Genomic DNA, 14,710 nt, shown 5'->3' with positions numbered 1-14,710 from the left:
ATGTCCTCAACGCCAACCGTGGGCATCTTTGAAGACCATAGGCTGAGCCTATAGCGTGAATTAATTGCCACAACCCTAAAGCGATCGAGAAAAACGTCAGGCGCGTCGGATTGCTATAGCTGGCGAACTATGAAACAAGCCGTGTGTAGACTTCTTGACGCGCCGCTTTGGCCAATCTCTGCCGTGGGATCACCGCCCGGCAATGGTCTGTCGTCCCTCCGGTACCCGACATTCAGCTCTCGTTGCCGAACGTCAGCCTCGGGCCAAATGCAGACGCTTAACGTTTGCTGGCAAAGAGCTTGCGCTGCGCGAGATTTACGTAGGAATCGGGCCAGTCGACCTCTCTCTTGGATGCCGGAAGATATCGCTTCCGGTCCGCGTACTCGTAGTACAGCGTTCCGTGGATACCTTGCGCTTCGCGCTTCAAAATAGGGCGCTCCCATACGGGCGACAATATTCGCAAAGCCTGCTCTTCCCCTACGCGTTCGGTAAAGTCCTCGACCAACTCTATGTCTTGGCCCGCGCCGGAAAAGATGGCAGCGAACTCATCATCAGTCGCTTGAAACAAGCTGAACGTCGCGTTCACCGCGCGATCTATGATCTGAATGTTCTTCAAGCTCCGCTCCCCGGAATCCGCAACCATAGGCTCTCTAGTACCGATCTCCCAAAGTCCGCAATGGGTCAGAAGCACCCGTCAACGCAACCATCGTACAACGTCCGGTTTCCCGCAGACAGCCGACATGGGGCGGCCCTTTCGTTGTTCAACTGAGGGCCAACAGCGGAAGTCGCGCACATTCGATCAGCGTTGCCGCAGATAAGTCCTTGGCTCCGATTTCATTTCGGCAGCCCGGGGCAATGTGCCAGCATGCCGGTTGATGGAAACGCTGTTCGGGGATGAAAAAAAGGAGCTTCCGATTTCGGCGCAGCGGAGTTGATATCCCACGGGATCACCACGTGGTGCCCTGACCTTCCGCCGCCACTGTGGGGCCAAGTCGCTCGGGCGGTGGTCGCATGGTGGTCGGCGCACGAGACGGAAAGTTCCACTCCGGCGGCCTGCCTGTGACTGCGCCCGTACAGGCAAATCGCGGAGCGACGCTCCGACGTCGGCTTTTCGGGGAGCACAAGCATCATGGATGAAATCCTGCGTTGGGTGGCGACAGTCGGCACGATCGGCGCCGGGCTGATCCTAGCTGCCCGGGCGCGGCCACTCATTACCGGCTGGGCCTTCGTCGTGCTGAGCGGTGCATCGGTGATCTGGATCGTCGTCGGCTATCTAACAGCGGAATATGCGCTGATGGTGCAAAACGTGGTGGTGACACTTATCAACGTGTTCGGCGTCTACCGATGGCTGATCTGGAAAGGAAATGTGTGAAAACGGTCTGCCTGCGCGCTCTGCCGCCCTCGCGCGCACAGGTCAAGCTTAGCTCGGCGGCCTCTGTCCGGTCTACCTCGCACAGCCGACACGGCGACGGCTCACCCGGTGTTTCGGCTCGGGGCCACAAGCGGAGCTCATATGAGTGTCAACCTGATGGCAACCATAGGCAAGAGAGTATGCGAGTACAAACAGGTTGACAATCATAGATTGCCACCCCGTCTCGCGATAAGCTTGCCTCTAAAAAGGGATCTCAATGAGCAGCAGTCGCATCGCTGCGCTACTTCTGATGACAATCGCTTTGCTGGTGGTCGCAATGATGCTCGAGTCCTATTGGGATTGTCGCCTTCAGAAACGGCGATCCATGACAGAATGCATGCCCGGCCGCCCAGGACCGACAGGACTTTATTGACTAGACGGATTAGACCAGCGTGAATGCATTGACGGATGGTAGTCTCCACAACAGACCTGCACGTCTCGGCCAAAGTTTGATCGTCGCAGATGACCGCCCGCAATGGATGATGACATCGACGATAGTGGATGGCGATTAGCCAGTTCTGGCTTCCTCAGAGAAGAGTGACGCCGCTCGGGCCGGTGCAGCGCAAGCCTGCTTTGGGTCAAAAGCGCCGGTCGAGGCAAGCATGGCGCGGCGTCCGGTTTACCGCCCATAGCCGACATTACAACAGGATCAGCATGGCTCGGCTAAGGCCCAACACGGATGCCGAACAGGTTGCCGACTTGGCTGCGCCAAATTGCAGGTTACGATTGAACGCTTTTCAAGCCACCAAATGCTCGGAGGTTGCCCAATGACACGACAACTTGCTTTTTTGATGCTTTCAACAATTTTGGTCTCGGCTTCTGTAAATGCTCAGGACGGGCAGCGAGAAGCGGCCATTCGCGCAATCGTCTCAGATCAATCAGCCTCATGGAATGCTGGTAACGCCGCAGAGTTTTGCCAATCGGCCGCTCCTGATATCTCAGCGTTCAATACGTCGGGAGCGGACATGTCCGGCAAAGCGCGTTTTTGCCAACGGCAACAGCAAATTTTGACTGGCATTTTCAAAGGCACCACGAAGAAGCAAACAATTCGGCGGCTACGCTTCATCACGGACGACGTGGCAATTGTAGACATTGATAATGAAATACATGGTCTGATGACCACACCAAGCGGTGCGCCAGTGACAGGCGATGGTGTAAGTAAGACACTCTTGATGGAAGTCTTTGTTAAACGGGACGGTCGCTGGTTGATGGAGGCATTTCACAACGTCGACGTTGCGGCACCAAAATAAGCGCGGCGGTTGGTCACAAACAGACTGATTTTTCCGCCTTGGGTCACTTGCTGACATCGCTGGGAACGACACGTAAAGCTCGCTTCACCCGAGCAAACGGACATCCGATATTTGTGAGTAGACCCCCTACGCGCGCCGCATCAGCTTCAGCGAGGCGGCAAGGCGCAGGCTGCGCTTGCCGGCGAGCGCGATGCCTTCGAGCTCGCCGCTGTCTTCCGTGCAGGTCCCCGAGAAGCCGATCCCCACCTCCAGGCCGCCAAACACGGGATTGTCGTCTTTCGCCGGCGTATGCTCCTGGTTCAGCATCTCGCCCTTCCAGCGGCCATCCGCCGAGGAGTAGGAGCCGAGATAGTAGAAGAACGCATCGCCTCCGAGGATACGCCCGTCCATCAGCAGCATCACGCCGGAGAGGCCGGCCTCGACGCCGTCGAGCGCGCGAAGGTGAATGGAGTACAGCCCGTTGACGATACCGCCGGGACCGACGGTGCCGCGCGGCGGCAGCGCCCCATCATCGAGCGGCGCGAGGTTGGCCCAGAACACGCTGCCCGGCATCGGATCGGCCTTGCCCTCGAACAGGATCGTCGATCCCTCCGTCCTGCCGCGGACCTTGATCGCGGCGATATCAGCGCCCATCAGCGGCTTGTCATTGGGATCGTCGTTGTGGCGCTCGGTGATGACATTGGCTTCGATCGCGCCATCCCTGACGTCATAGGTCCCAAGATGCGCAAAGGCGGAATTGCCGCCCAGCAGCTTGCCGTCATGCATGCACATGATGCTGCGGCCGAAGGCACCGTTGATGCCGTATTCAACCTTGTAGAGCCCGTTGAGCAACGTCTTGAACCCAAAAACCGAAAAAGATTTACAGGCTAGCTAGCATCGTCGCCGCATTGAAGTCATCGGCTTTTCCGCGCAGGCCCGTCCGCGACCGACCGCCGTCATGATGCCATTATGCACCTGTTTTGCCCGACGGAGCAAGTCGCCTTCGGAGTAGCCGAAATTCCACAAGCTTTTCAACCCCATCGCTACTGTGCATGGGGTTGTTTTCGCATGTTTTGTCTTGCCGGCTCCTGGACGGCATTCGCCGGCCATCAATGCCGCTTGAAGTATTGCACCTCGCGCTCGTGCTTCTCGGCCGCCGCGCGGCTCTTGAAGGTGCCGAGATTACGCCGCTTGCCGGTCTTCGGGTTCACCTTGCGCGAATAGAGGCGATATTCACCGGATGCCAGTTTGCGGATCATGGTTGCATCTCCCAGTCTGCCCATGGCAACGACCGGCGCATGGTCCAGTTCCCGGGCACCCGGCTGTCTCGAGACCGCCTGTCACGACGCCCGCAACGATCTCGCCGACCACTTGAATGAGCCGAGCCCCCTAATCACATCGCGGTCCGCCGGAGCGCTCGAATCTTCCGAAGGGAGAGGCAAATTAGAAGCACAGTGTGGTGACGAGCTTGCCCTGCTTGTCCTTGATCGCATAGGGACAGCGCAGCCGCTCCAGCGCCTTCTTGGCGTCATCGTCGCCGAGGGCTGCGGCGCGTTCGTAATAGGCCTTTGCGGCGTCGTTGTCCTTCGGCCCGCCGCGGCCTTCCTGGGCGAAGGCGCCCATTCGCTCCAGCGCGCCGGGATGATTTTGCGCGGCCGCCTTCTCGAACATTGCGCGCGCAGCGACATCGTCCCTCTCCCCGCCATTGCCGCTCGCCAGCATCAGACCGAGTTGGTACTGCGCCTCCGCATTGCTTTCGGCGGCCTTGCCCAGCAGCGCACGCGCCCGCGCAGGATCGGCGGGCGCGCCGCCACTTGCGCCGCCGAGCGCGGCGAGATTGCTGACGCCGCGAGGATTGCCGGCCTGCGCCGCCCTCTCGAACAGTTTGCGCGCTTGTGCTTCGTCCTTCGCGACGCCAGAGCCTGTCCCGTAGGCGACGCCGAGTTCGACCATCGCTGCGCTCGATCCCTTGTCGGCGGCCTTGCGCAAGGCAGTGATCGCCTCGCTCGTCTGCCCGTTGGCCGCATAGGCGCGGCCGAGCGCGAACATGGCGCGGCGCGAGGAGGATGCGGCCTGCTTGCAGAACTTGATGGCCGTCCCGACGTCGGAGGAAGCGATCTCCGTCACGCCCTTCACGTCGGCCGGCTTGTCGGGATCACTGGGATCGGCCGCCACCCGGTCGCACAGCACGAGATCGGCCGACTGCGCCTGTGCCGCCAGCGGCACGGCGAGCGTCAGGAGAGTTGCGAGGAGATAAGCGCGCATGGCCACTACGTTGCGTCCCCGCGCCGGCACATTCAAGGCTCCAGCCCCGATTGGCGGAGGACAGGAACGGCCTCGGGCGATGCCAGATAGCGCAGCAGCCTATCGGCAGCTTCGGCATGTGTCGCATTCGTCATGCGGCCGGCGGAGAACACCGCCGGCGTCTGCAAATCATGAGGGATCGGGCCGACCACCTCGATGCCGCCAACCTGCTTCAGTTCGCTGATCTGCTGCACGGCGAGATCGGCCTCGCCACTGACGAGCCGCTCCGCTGTAAAGCCCTGCTGCACGATAATGGCTTTGGCGTTGATCTCCGGCGCGATGCCCAGCCGCTGGATCAACTGCGCAAAGTAGATTCCGCTGGCGCCAAGCCGCGAGTAGGCGACGCACTGCGCCGCAAGCAGCGTCTTGCGCAGCGCGGCTTCGGTCGCGATATCGGGATGCCTCTGTCCTGCGCGGACGGCGATGCCGACATAGGAACGCGCGAGGTCAGCCGCGCTATCGGCGACCACGCGGCCCTCAGCGATCGCTGCGTCGAGCCCCTCGCGGGTGAGGATGACGAGATCGGCGGCCTCGCCGTCGCGGAGCCGCTTCAGCAGCGCCTGGGTCGGCGCGAAGTCGGCGTCGATGCGGACGCCCGTCGCAGTCTCATACGCAGACGACAGGCTGCGCATCGCGCCCATCAGGCCCAGCGTCGAGAGCAGGCGAACGAAATTGTCCATGTGCTTATCCCGTGGCGCTCAGGCGCGGTGCATCAGCTTGAGCGCGGCGGTCAGGCGCAGGCTGCGCTTGCCGGCGAGCGCCGTTGCCTCCAGCACCGCCTCTTCCGCATGGTAGCGGCCGGAGAAACCAATGCCGACTTCGTGGCCGCCGAAGATCGGATCGTCCTTGGCCTGCGTGTGTTCCTGATTGAGGATCTGGCCCTTCCAGCGGCCGTTCGCGGCGGTGTAGCTGCCGAGATAATAGAACGCCGCATCGCCGCCGAGGATGCGACCCTTGTTGAGTAGCATCACGCCGGTGAGGCCGCCATCGAGACCGTCGAGCATGCGCAGATGCATCGAATAAAGACCATCGATGATGCCGGCTTCGCCGACGCCGCCGGCGACCGGCACCTCGTCTGCGGTGATCGGCGTCATGACCGACTGGAAGGGTACGCCCGGGAGCTCTTTCAGCTCGCCCTTGAAGCGATAGAGATTGCCGTCGGCCCAGCCCTTCGCGATCAGGGTCGCATCGTCGGTGCCGGCCATGGCGCGATAGTTCGGATCGGGGTTGTGGCGGACGGTCTTGATGACGACGTCGACGCCGCCATCGGTCTTGTCGTAGGTGCCGATATGGGCGAAGGCCGAATTGCCGCCGAGCATCTTGCCATTGCCCGCGTGCATCACGCTCCGGCCGACCGCGTCGCCGAGCTGAAATCTCACCTTGTAGAAGCCTTCAAACACCAGCCGTGTCCCCGGCTCTGCGCATCCGGGCGCACTCTCCCGCATTCCAACGCGATCGACAAGCTTGACGCAGGAAGCGGCCGGCAGGCCACAGGAGAGCTGTCATCAAAAATGCAGAAATCCGCCGGAGCCCTGCAGCTCCGGCGGATTTGAGACCAACCCGGGCCAGCCCCCTAGCCCGGGGCGGAAGGATCTTAGGCCGCGGCCTTCTTGTTGGTCGGCACGGATGAGATCGTCTTCAGGATCTGTGAAGCGATCTGGTAGGGGTCGCCTTGCGAATTCGGACGACGGTCTTCCAGATAGCCCTTGTAGCCGTTGTTGACGAAGGAGTGCGGAACGCGGATCGAGGCGCCGCGGTCGGCCACGCCGTAGCTGAACTTGTTCCAGGGCGCGGTCTCGTGCTTGCCGGTCAGACGCTTGTCGTTGTCCGGGCCGTAAACGGCGATGTGGTCCATCAGGTTCTTCTCGAACGCCGCCATTAGCGCCTCGAAATACTCCTTGCCGCCGACTTCGCGCATATAGGCGGTCGAGAAGTTGGCGTGCATGCCCGAGCCGTTCCAGTCGGTGTCGCCGAGCGGCTTGCAGTGGAACTCGATGTCGATGCCGTACTTCTCGGTGAGACGCAGCATCAGGTAGCGGGCCATCCACATCTGGTCGGCAGCGGTCTTGGAGCCCTTGCCGAAGATCTGGAATTCCCACTGGCCCTTGGCGACTTCCGCGTTGATGCCTTCATGGTTGATTCCGGCAGCGAGGCAGAGGTCGAGATGCTCTTCGACGATCTTGCGGGCGACGTCGCCAACGTTCGAGTAGCCGACGCCGGTGTAATACGGACCCTGCGGGGCCGGATAGCCCGAGGACGGGAAGCCGAGCGGACGACCGTCCTTGTAGAAAAAGTACTCCTGCTCGAAGCCGAACCAGGCGCCGGGATCGTCGAGGATGGTGGCGCGCTTGTTGGATGGATGGGGGGTCTTGCCATCGGGCATCATGACTTCGCACATCACGAGCACGCCGTTGGTGCGCGCGGCGTCCGGGAAGACGGCGACCGGCTTCAGCACGCAATCGGAGCTATGACCTTCGGCCTGCTGGGTCGAGGAGCCATCGAAGCCCCAGAGCGGAAGCTGCTCGAGCGTCGGGAACGACGCGAATTCCTTGATCTGAGTTTTGCCGCGCAAATTCGGAGTCGGCGTATATCCGTCGAGCCAGATGTACTCGAGCTTGTACTTGGTCATTGAGCCTCTCTGTAGATGATGCGAAAGGTTGGGGGCCCTGGGGGTCCCCGCACGTTTGTACCCGGCCACCATCGGCCGGCCCCTTACAAGCATTTTACGTGCCAAAAGGCCGCACTGCGGCGTATTTTCCAGCGCGGTCGGCGCCGGCTTGGAGCTGACAGACCGGCCCCAACAATCTGCGTCATAGCCGCGCACCTTAGCGTGAAGCTGCACCGCAAAAATCCCGGCAAAAGCGCCCGATTCTGAAGCAGGCGCCACAATGCTGAACGCTGCCGATGAAACGCGCATCAAGGCCCAGCAACTTTCGTAAAGTCCTACCCCACTGCCTAGCAACCTTTGGAATAGCCCAGCCGTTGGTCAGCGACGCCGTGCCTTAGGAGATGCAGCAGACCATCTGCCTAGAAATTGGGCGGCAACTGATTTCCTTTTCAGCACTTTCCAATTCGGGGGGCGCCGCCGATATGGAGATTTCAGTAACCACAATCGAACGAGTCGGGCGCACCATGGAGGCCAAGGCGCTTTGACCAAGGAGAAATCGCAATGATGAACAATGGTCTGAGTCACGGAACTGCGAAGATCTACCAATTCCCTGCCGGGGGCCGCGCAGCTCTTGGGGGACGCCGCTATGGCGAGACCCGTCTTCCCGCGGATCATGCTTCGCTTCCCACCAACGTCTCGATATGCAGCGACAGTTGGTATCACCAGGACGCGGTGGACGAAGCCAAGCCGAAATGGGATCGCTGACGATACCGTCGCGCTCTCGCAAACGCCGGCGGCAGTTCAAAAATGGGTCGAAGCCACGGTGTTTCGGCCCTTTTTGATTCCTGCAGATACAAGGCCGTTCAGATCACCGCGCAGGCCGTGACCGGCCGCTTCAGATGTCTGATCGTCATGGCCCCGGTCCTGGCCGACAGCATGGCGATGGCCAAAACAATGGCCTTGTGTCGGCCCATGATCGGCCTCTGTAGTATCCTCAAGGCCGCCGCAGCGCGTCCGGTGGAACCACAACCCAAGCTGATCTCATGTCCGACTCCCCTGCCCGCCACCTCGCCCTGCAAGGCGCCAGCAATTTTCGCGATCTCGGCGGCTATCCGACCACCGACGGCCGCATCACGCGCTGGCGGCAGATCTTCCGCTCCAACCATCTCGGCGACCTCACTGCAGCCGACATCGAGATCGTCCGAGCGCTGGGGGTGCGAAGCGCCTTCGATTTCCGTGGGCTGGAGGAGCGCGCGGCCGGCGTCTGCGTCGTGAACGAGATCACCGTGCACTCACTGCCGATCGAGCCGACCGTCGTCGCTGCGCTGCGCGCCGAACTCGCTCGGGGCACGCTGACGGCACCGGTCGCGCTGGAGATCATGCGCGAATCCTATCGCAACTACGTTCGTCACAACACGCACAGCTTTCGCAACCTGTTCGGCCATCTCCTGGAAGATCGCGCGCCGCTCGTGATTCATTGCACGGCGGGCAAGGACCGCACCGGGTTTGCCAGCGCGCTGATCCTGCATGCCCTCGGCGTACCCGATGACGTCATTGCCGAGGACTACCTGCTCACCAACCAGCACTACAAGCGCGATGCGACAGCTGCGATCGATCTGCCTGAGGACGTACGCAATGCCATCGGCAGCGTCGAAGCCTCTTACCTTGCTGCAGCGTTCGAAGCCGTCGGCCAGGAATATGGCGATATCGAAACCTATTTGCGCGACGGGCTCAAACTCGGCGCGGCCGAACGGACTGCACTGAAGGCGCGTTATCTGCAATCGTAGGCGGCGTGCCGGGAGAACGATGATGCAAGGCAGGGTTCTGATCGTGACTGGCGCGCGCGGCGCGCTCGGCAAGGTCGTTGCGGAGATTGCGCAGTCGCGCGGCGCGCGCACGGCCCGGATCGATCACGCGGCTTCACAAGGCTCCGCAACGCCTGAAAGCATCGAGATCGGCGGCGTCGACCTGACCGATGCGACACAGGCGAAGACGGCGATCGAGGCGGCGGCAAAGCACTTCGGCAAGCTCGATGCGCTGATCAACATCGCCGGCGGCTTCGCCTTCGAGACCGTCGGCGACGGCGATGTTGCGACCTGGCAACGCATGCATGCGCTGAATGTCCTGACCACGCTCAACACCTCGCGCGCGGCGCTGCCGCATCTCGCCGCCTCCAAGGCCGGCCGCATCGTCAACATCGGGGCGATGGGTGCGCTCCAGGCAGGCTCCGGCATGGCCCCTATGCGGCCTCGAAAGCAGGCGTGCATCGCCTCACCGAGGCACTCGCCAATGAGTTGAAAGGCAGGGTCACCGTGAATGCGGTGTTGCCGTCGATCATCGACACCAATGCCAACCGCGCCGACATGCCGAAAGCCGACTTCTCCAAATGGGTGACGCCGCAGGAGCTCGCCGAAGTCATCCTGTTTCTCGCCAGCGACGCCGCGAGCGGCGTCACCGGCGCGCTGATTCCGGTGGCTGGGCGGGTGTAGGCGGATCGCGTTCCGAGGCTCTGCCAGATGGCAATGATTCAATCGGAGCCGAGAAGGCTCTAAACTGCCTGCAAGTGATTCTCCGATCGGACGTCACACACGGAACTTGTCTTTGGAAACCGCGCTCTATCTGCCCGTCAAACGCTTCCTCGAAGAGCTCGGCTTCACCGTGAAGGGGGAGATCGGCGGCTGCGATCTCGTGGGCCTCAGCGCCGGCGATCCACCTGTCGTGGTGATCGGCGAGCTCAAGCTCGCCTTCAATCTCGAGCTGATCCTTCAGGCGGTCGACCGCGCGCCGGCCGGCGACGAGATCTGGATCGCCGGCAAAATGTCGGCCCGCGGCAAAGGGCGCGAGAGCGATGCGCGCTACCGCAACCTGTGCCGCCGGCTCGGCTTCGGCATGCTCGGGGTCACCGATCGCGGCCAGGTCGAGGTGCTGGTGAAGCCGCCGACGGCGGCGCCGCGCCGCGAGCCGAAAGTGCGCTCGCGCCTTGTCGCCGAACATCAGCGCCGGCAGGGCGATCCCGTGCTCGGCGGCAGCACTCGTGCCCCGATCATGACGGCCTACCGGCAGCAGGCGCTGGCCTGCGCCTCCGCCCTCGCCGAAGGCCCCCGGCGAGTGAGCGAGTTGCGCGAACGCTGTCCCGATGCCGGCAAGATCTTGCTTAACAATGTGTATGGCTGGTTCGCACGTGCTGAACGGGGAATCTACGGGCTCACCGAAGCTGGGCACGCGGCGCTGAAACGCTGGCCACAGCAAGGGATTGAACTCGGTGCAGGTATCGCGTCACCGCCCTGACGTGCATAGCTGAGATGCCACACCGATTCCATATTGCAATGCAACATTCGCGGCACTAGGTATCCCGGCATCAAACGAGGCCGTTATGAGCGCAGACTGGAACACCAAATATGGCACGCGGCGCGTGCGTCACGATCCGCCCACCCTGGACGAGGCGATCTTCGCCGCCGTCGGCATCACCGACGACCAGGAGCAGCAGGCCGAGATCGCAGCAGCGCTGATGGGCATGCCGCTCGATGTCGTGCAGGCCGAGGTCAAGAAGCAGGCCCGCACCAACAGCCGCATCACCGCAACCCGCGTGATCGCCGGTGAACAGGGCGCGCAACGTTCCGTGGTGGTCGAGCGCCGCGTCGTCCGCCGTTTCGGCAACGACAAGCGCACCGGCACCTGAGCGCTCGTTTCCTACCCAGACTGTGAAAAGCGGACCGGCCTTGCCGGTCCGCTTTCTGTCTTATGCGGCGCGACTGCCGTACATGCTGGAGATGATCTTCCAGCAGGTCGAGTTGAAGCTGAGCAAGGCCCGGCCGGCTGTGAAGGGCGAAGCCGCGAGATCGGCAAGCTCGGCCTCGGTTGTCTTCGTGAGGTCGATCGTCCCAGTCGATTCGCCGTGGCGGAAAGCCAGATGCGCACCGAACTTCCTGGCGAGCGCCCGCATGGCGTGGTTCTCGGCGCCGGTGGTGATGCGCAGGCGCTTATAGCCCTTCCAGCGCGCTTCCGCGATCAGACGGCGGAACAGTACGGTGCCGACGCCCTGACGGCGCGCGGAAGCCTCCACGCTGAAGGCGACCTCAGGCAGCGAATCATCCTCCGGCGGATGCAGCTCGGCCGCACCGCGGACCATGCCATCGACAATGTAGGCGACGATCACGGTGCCGTCGTCGGCGCAGCGGGCGGCATAACGCTCGATGAAGCTGTCGTCGAGAAAACCGTTGAAACGGTCGTGCCGGCTTGCGGGATCCAGTCTCAGCAGATGGTCGCGCAGGAGCGGCAATTCTTCCTGCTGGATCAAGGTCCGCACATAGCCCGGAGCGGTGCGGACGGTCTCTTCAAGTACCACGTCAAAACTCCTCTTGGTGTCCCTCGAGGAGGCGTTCGAATCCCTAGGCCGCCTATATTGTGCATCGCAACAAGCTTTTCAAGATGCGAAACTGCCCAAGTAAGTGGCACCGGATGCGACTATTTCGTTAACAAAATCAAGGCCCCCCATTCATAGGAGGATGAGCTGCGTCTGGGTCACGATGGCCACAAGCTTGCCGTCCTCGGTTTCCAGCCGGGTGGTCCAGACCTGGGTCCGCCGGCCTCGGTGGACCGGGGTGGCGGTCGCGATCACCGTGGTTCCCTCCCTGGCCCCACCGATGAAGTTGGTCTTGCTTTCCAGCGTCGTGGTGCCTTTGGCGTCGTCCGGCAGGTTGATCACGGTCGCAGCCGCACCGACGGAATCCGCCAGCGCCATCACCGCGCCGCCATGAATGGTGTGATGAAGCGTGCAGAGGTCGGGCCTGACCGTCATCCGCGCCACCACGCGGTCCTTGTCGGCCTCGACGAACTCGACGCCTTTGAGCTCGGCGAACGGCATCTTCATGACTTTAAGTTTCTCGAGCGGCGTCATCGGATCTCCTTCCAATTCCTTGTTGTCTCAACGTGAATTGCTTCGTGCGGCAAAGCAATGACGTCCAAGGTAATGGGCGGGCTGACATCGGCGCCGACATTGTGCATAGGCTGCTCGCATGCGCCACTTCCCCCCGCACCGCATCGTCTGCCTGACCGAGGAGACGGTCGAAACACTCTACCTGCTCGGCGAGCAGGACCGCATCGTCGGCGTCTCCGGACATGCCGGGCGCCCGCCCCAGGTGCGACGGGAGAAGCCACGGGTGTCGGCGTTCGTCTCGGCCGACATCCCAAAGATCCTGGCGCTGGAGCCAGAGCTGGTGCTGGCCTTCTCCGATCTGCAGGCCGGCATCGTCGCAGATCTCGTCCGCGCCGGTGTCGACGTCCACGTCTTCAACCAGCGTGACGTCGCCGGAATCTTGGCGATGGTCCGCACGCTTGGTGCGCTTGTCGGTGCGGCCGAGCGCGCGGAGAACCTCGCGCAAGGTTTTGAGCGACGCCTCGCCGCGATCGCGGCAACGCCCCGGCCCTCGGCGCGGCCGAGAGTCTATTTCGAGGAGTGGGACGATCCGCTGATCTCGGGCATCGGTTGGGTCTCCGAGCTGATCGAAATCGCCGGCGGCGCGGATGTGTTCCCGGAGCTGCGATCGCGGCAGGCGGCGAAGGACCGCATCGTATCGGCGGAGATGGTGCGCGAGGCAGCGCCCGATGTGATCCTCGCCTCGTGGTGCGGCAAGAAGGTCGTCCCTGCCCGTATCCGCGCGCGCGACGGCTGGGGTGAGATTCCGGCGCTGCGCAACAGCCGCATCGTAGAAATCAAGTCGCCGATCATCTTGCAGCCGGGACCGGCAGCGCTGACGGATGGGCTCGATGCGATCGTGATGGCATTGTGGGGGACGTGATCCCTCCGCCGTCATTGCGAGCCAACGGGTCCGCGCGCAGCGCGGCCCGATGACAGGCTCCGCGAAGCAATTCAGGCTGCCTCTGTGGAAGGATTCTGGAATGCTTCGTCGCAAGGGCTCCTCGCGATGACGCCTGTGGAGGCGCCTTTCCTCACGTCACCGCATTGACGACCTGATATTCCGGCCGGCGCCACACTTCGCCTACGATCACCTCCTCGATGATCTCGGCGGCTCGGACGATCTCGTCCTCTCCGACATAAAGCGGCGTGATCCCGAACCTCATGATATCTGGTGCGCGGAAATCACCGATGACGCCTCGGGCAATCAGCGCCTGCATGGCGGCGTAGCCGCCGTCGAAGACAAAGGAGATTTGCGAGCCGCGGCGCTCGTGCGCGCGCGGGGTCACCAATTTCAGAGATGGGCAGCGACGCTCAACTTCGGCGATCAGGAGATCACCGAGCGCCAGCGAACGCGCACGGACCTCACGGATGTCAATCCGATCCCAGATGTCGAGTGAGGCCTCCAACGCCGCCATCGCCAGCACCGGCGGCGTTCCGACACGCATGCGCTCGACGCCGCCGGCCGCCGCATAGGCAAGCTCGAACCCAAACGGTTTGGCATGGCCCATCCATCCCGACAGAGCGGCGCGGACATTGTCGGCGTGGCGCGGCGCAACGTAGAGGAAGGCCGGCGCGCCGGGACCGGCGTTGAGATATTTGTAAGTGCAGCCCGCGGCAAAATCCGCGCCGCAGCCGGAGAGATCGACCGGCAGCGCGCCGGCGGAATGGGCGAGATCCCAGACGGTGACGACGCCGAGCGCACGCGCTTTCGCAGTGAGCTTCGCCATGTCGTGGCGGCGGCCGGTGCGGTAGTCGACCTCGGTGATGTAGAGGACGGCGACCTCCTCCGACAGCGCGGCCTCGATCTCCTCCGGCGCCACCAGACGTAATCGATGGCCGCGCCCAAGCGTTTCGATCAGGCCTTCGGCCATGTAGAGGTCGGTCGGGAAATTGCCGGTGTCCGACAGGATCACCTTGCGCGACGCGTTCATATCGAGCGCAGCCGCGAGTGCCTGGTAGACCTTGAGCGAGAGCGTGTCTCCGACCATCACGGAGCCAGCCTCGGCGCCGATCAGTCGCGCAATGCGATCGCCGACATGACGCGGTTGGGCATACCAGCCTGCGGTGTTCCAGGCACGGATCAGCTCATTGCCCCATTCGGCCGTGATGACGCGATTGACGCGCTCGGCAACGCCGAGCGGCAGCGCGCCGAGCGAATTGCCGTCAAGATAGATCACACCGTCGGGCAGATGGAACAAAGCCTTGGTGTCGTCGTAGACGCGTAGCTTGGTCATGGCCAT

General features: G+C 62.7%; 18 protein-coding genes and 1 pseudogene. 9 read left to right on the top strand and 10 right to left on the bottom strand.

The features are described from left to right. Positions 1–277 precede the first annotated feature (277 nt). Positions 278–616, bottom strand: coding sequence for a hypothetical protein (locus IVA87_RS19970; protein WP_247334667.1), 339 nt, complete (start codon positions 614–616; stop codon positions 278–280). A gap of 513 nt (positions 617–1,129) precedes the next feature. Here IVA87_RS19970 and IVA87_RS19965 point away from each other — a divergent pair. Continuing rightward, entirely contained in the window at positions 1,130–1,372 is a 243-nt protein-coding gene (locus IVA87_RS19965; RefSeq protein WP_051056887.1) for a hypothetical protein, read from the top strand. 806 nt (positions 1,373–2,178) lie between these two features. Further along, on the top strand, positions 2,179–2,661 hold the full coding sequence (locus IVA87_RS19960) for an SgcJ/EcaC family oxidoreductase (RefSeq protein WP_247303505.1): 483 nt from the start codon (positions 2,179–2,181) through the stop codon (positions 2,659–2,661). Positions 2,662–2,787: 126 nt separating this feature from the next. On the opposite strand, the gene IVA87_RS19955 is transcribed toward IVA87_RS19960, so the two are convergent. The 6 genes from IVA87_RS19955 to IVA87_RS19930 form a co-directional block, all read right to left on the bottom strand. Next, positions 2,788–3,492 carry a GrlR family regulatory protein gene (locus tag IVA87_RS19955; protein ID WP_247334665.1) on the bottom strand — a complete coding sequence of 235 codons (705 nt, stop codon included), beginning with the start codon at positions 3,490–3,492 and terminating at the stop codon, positions 2,788–2,790. Between the two features lie 257 nt (positions 3,493–3,749). Further along, on the bottom strand, positions 3,750–3,899 hold the full coding sequence (locus tag IVA87_RS19950; protein ID WP_007609497.1) for a hypothetical protein: 150 nt from the start codon (positions 3,897–3,899) through the stop codon (positions 3,750–3,752). Positions 3,900–4,083: 184 nt separating this feature from the next. Beyond that, positions 4,084–4,905 (bottom strand): tetratricopeptide repeat protein, encoded by an 822-nt coding sequence (locus tag IVA87_RS19945; protein ID WP_247303510.1) that lies wholly within the window; start codon positions 4,903–4,905, stop codon positions 4,084–4,086. 32 nt (positions 4,906–4,937) lie between these two features. Next, positions 4,938–5,624, bottom strand: coding sequence for a substrate-binding domain-containing protein (locus IVA87_RS19940; protein WP_247303512.1), 687 nt, complete (start codon positions 5,622–5,624; stop codon positions 4,938–4,940). A gap of 18 nt (positions 5,625–5,642) precedes the next feature. Beyond that, positions 5,643–6,344, bottom strand: a complete 702-nt coding sequence (locus tag IVA87_RS19935) for a GrlR family regulatory protein (protein WP_247303514.1) — start codon at positions 6,342–6,344, stop codon at positions 5,643–5,645. Positions 6,345–6,538: 194 nt separating this feature from the next. Next, positions 6,539–7,573, bottom strand: coding sequence for a glutamine synthetase beta-grasp domain-containing protein (locus IVA87_RS19930; protein WP_247334663.1), 1,035 nt, complete (start codon positions 7,571–7,573; stop codon positions 6,539–6,541). 380 nt (positions 7,574–7,953) lie between these two features. Here IVA87_RS19930 and IVA87_RS19925 point away from each other — a divergent pair, with 380 nt between their 5' ends. The 6 genes and pseudogenes from IVA87_RS19925 to IVA87_RS19900 all read left to right on the top strand — a co-directional run bounded on the left by IVA87_RS19925 (position 7,954) and on the right by IVA87_RS19900 (position 11,231). Further along, positions 7,954–8,097, top strand: a complete 144-nt coding sequence (locus tag IVA87_RS19925; RefSeq protein ID WP_247303519.1) for a hypothetical protein — start codon at positions 7,954–7,956, stop codon at positions 8,095–8,097. Between the two features lie 16 nt (positions 8,098–8,113). Further along, the gene (locus IVA87_RS19920; RefSeq protein ID WP_247303565.1) at positions 8,114–8,317 is read left to right on the top strand and encodes a DUF2735 domain-containing protein; all 204 of its coding nucleotides are present in this window, start codon (positions 8,114–8,116) and stop codon (positions 8,315–8,317) included. Positions 8,318–8,595: 278 nt separating this feature from the next. Further along, entirely contained in the window at positions 8,596–9,339 is a 744-nt protein-coding gene (locus tag IVA87_RS19915) for a tyrosine-protein phosphatase (RefSeq protein WP_247303521.1), read from the top strand. A 22-nt stretch (positions 9,340–9,361) separates the two neighbouring features. Continuing rightward, positions 9,362–10,041: pseudogene (locus IVA87_RS19910) on the top strand (SDR family oxidoreductase). Between the two features lie 112 nt (positions 10,042–10,153). Beyond that, positions 10,154–10,840: a DUF2161 family putative PD-(D/E)XK-type phosphodiesterase gene (locus tag IVA87_RS19905; RefSeq protein ID WP_247303524.1), complete on the top strand. Its 687-nt coding sequence runs from the start codon at positions 10,154–10,156 to the stop codon at positions 10,838–10,840. Positions 10,841–10,925: 85 nt separating this feature from the next. Beyond that, positions 10,926–11,231 carry a hypothetical protein gene (locus IVA87_RS19900; protein WP_015686575.1) on the top strand — a complete coding sequence of 102 codons (306 nt, stop codon included), beginning with the start codon at positions 10,926–10,928 and terminating at the stop codon, positions 11,229–11,231. Between the two features lie 60 nt (positions 11,232–11,291). Here IVA87_RS19900 and IVA87_RS19895 read toward each other — a convergent pair whose 3' ends face one another. Both IVA87_RS19895 and IVA87_RS19890 read right to left on the bottom strand, forming a co-directional pair. After that, positions 11,292–11,897, bottom strand: coding sequence for a GNAT family N-acetyltransferase (locus IVA87_RS19895; protein WP_247303525.1), 606 nt, complete (start codon positions 11,895–11,897; stop codon positions 11,292–11,294). A gap of 150 nt (positions 11,898–12,047) precedes the next feature. Further along, positions 12,048–12,449, bottom strand: a complete 402-nt coding sequence (locus IVA87_RS19890; RefSeq protein ID WP_247303527.1) for a PaaI family thioesterase — start codon at positions 12,447–12,449, stop codon at positions 12,048–12,050. Between the two features lie 118 nt (positions 12,450–12,567). Between IVA87_RS19890 and IVA87_RS19885 the strand changes: the two genes are divergently transcribed. Next, positions 12,568–13,350 (top strand): cobalamin-binding protein, encoded by a 783-nt coding sequence (locus IVA87_RS19885; RefSeq protein ID WP_247303529.1) that lies wholly within the window; start codon positions 12,568–12,570, stop codon positions 13,348–13,350. A 151-nt stretch (positions 13,351–13,501) separates the two neighbouring features. On the opposite strand, the gene kynU is transcribed toward IVA87_RS19885, so the two are convergent. Next, positions 13,502–14,704, bottom strand: coding sequence for a kynureninase (gene kynU, locus IVA87_RS19880; protein WP_247334661.1), 1,203 nt, complete (start codon positions 14,702–14,704; stop codon positions 13,502–13,504). Positions 14,705–14,710 lie beyond the last annotated feature (6 nt).

The sequence above is a fragment of the Bradyrhizobium sp. 147 genome (assembly GCF_023073935.1).
Taxonomy (GTDB): Bacteria; Pseudomonadota; Alphaproteobacteria; order Rhizobiales; family Xanthobacteraceae; genus Bradyrhizobium.
The sequence above is the reverse complement of the archived record's forward strand: the minus strand, read 5'-3'. Positions and strand labels throughout refer to the sequence as shown.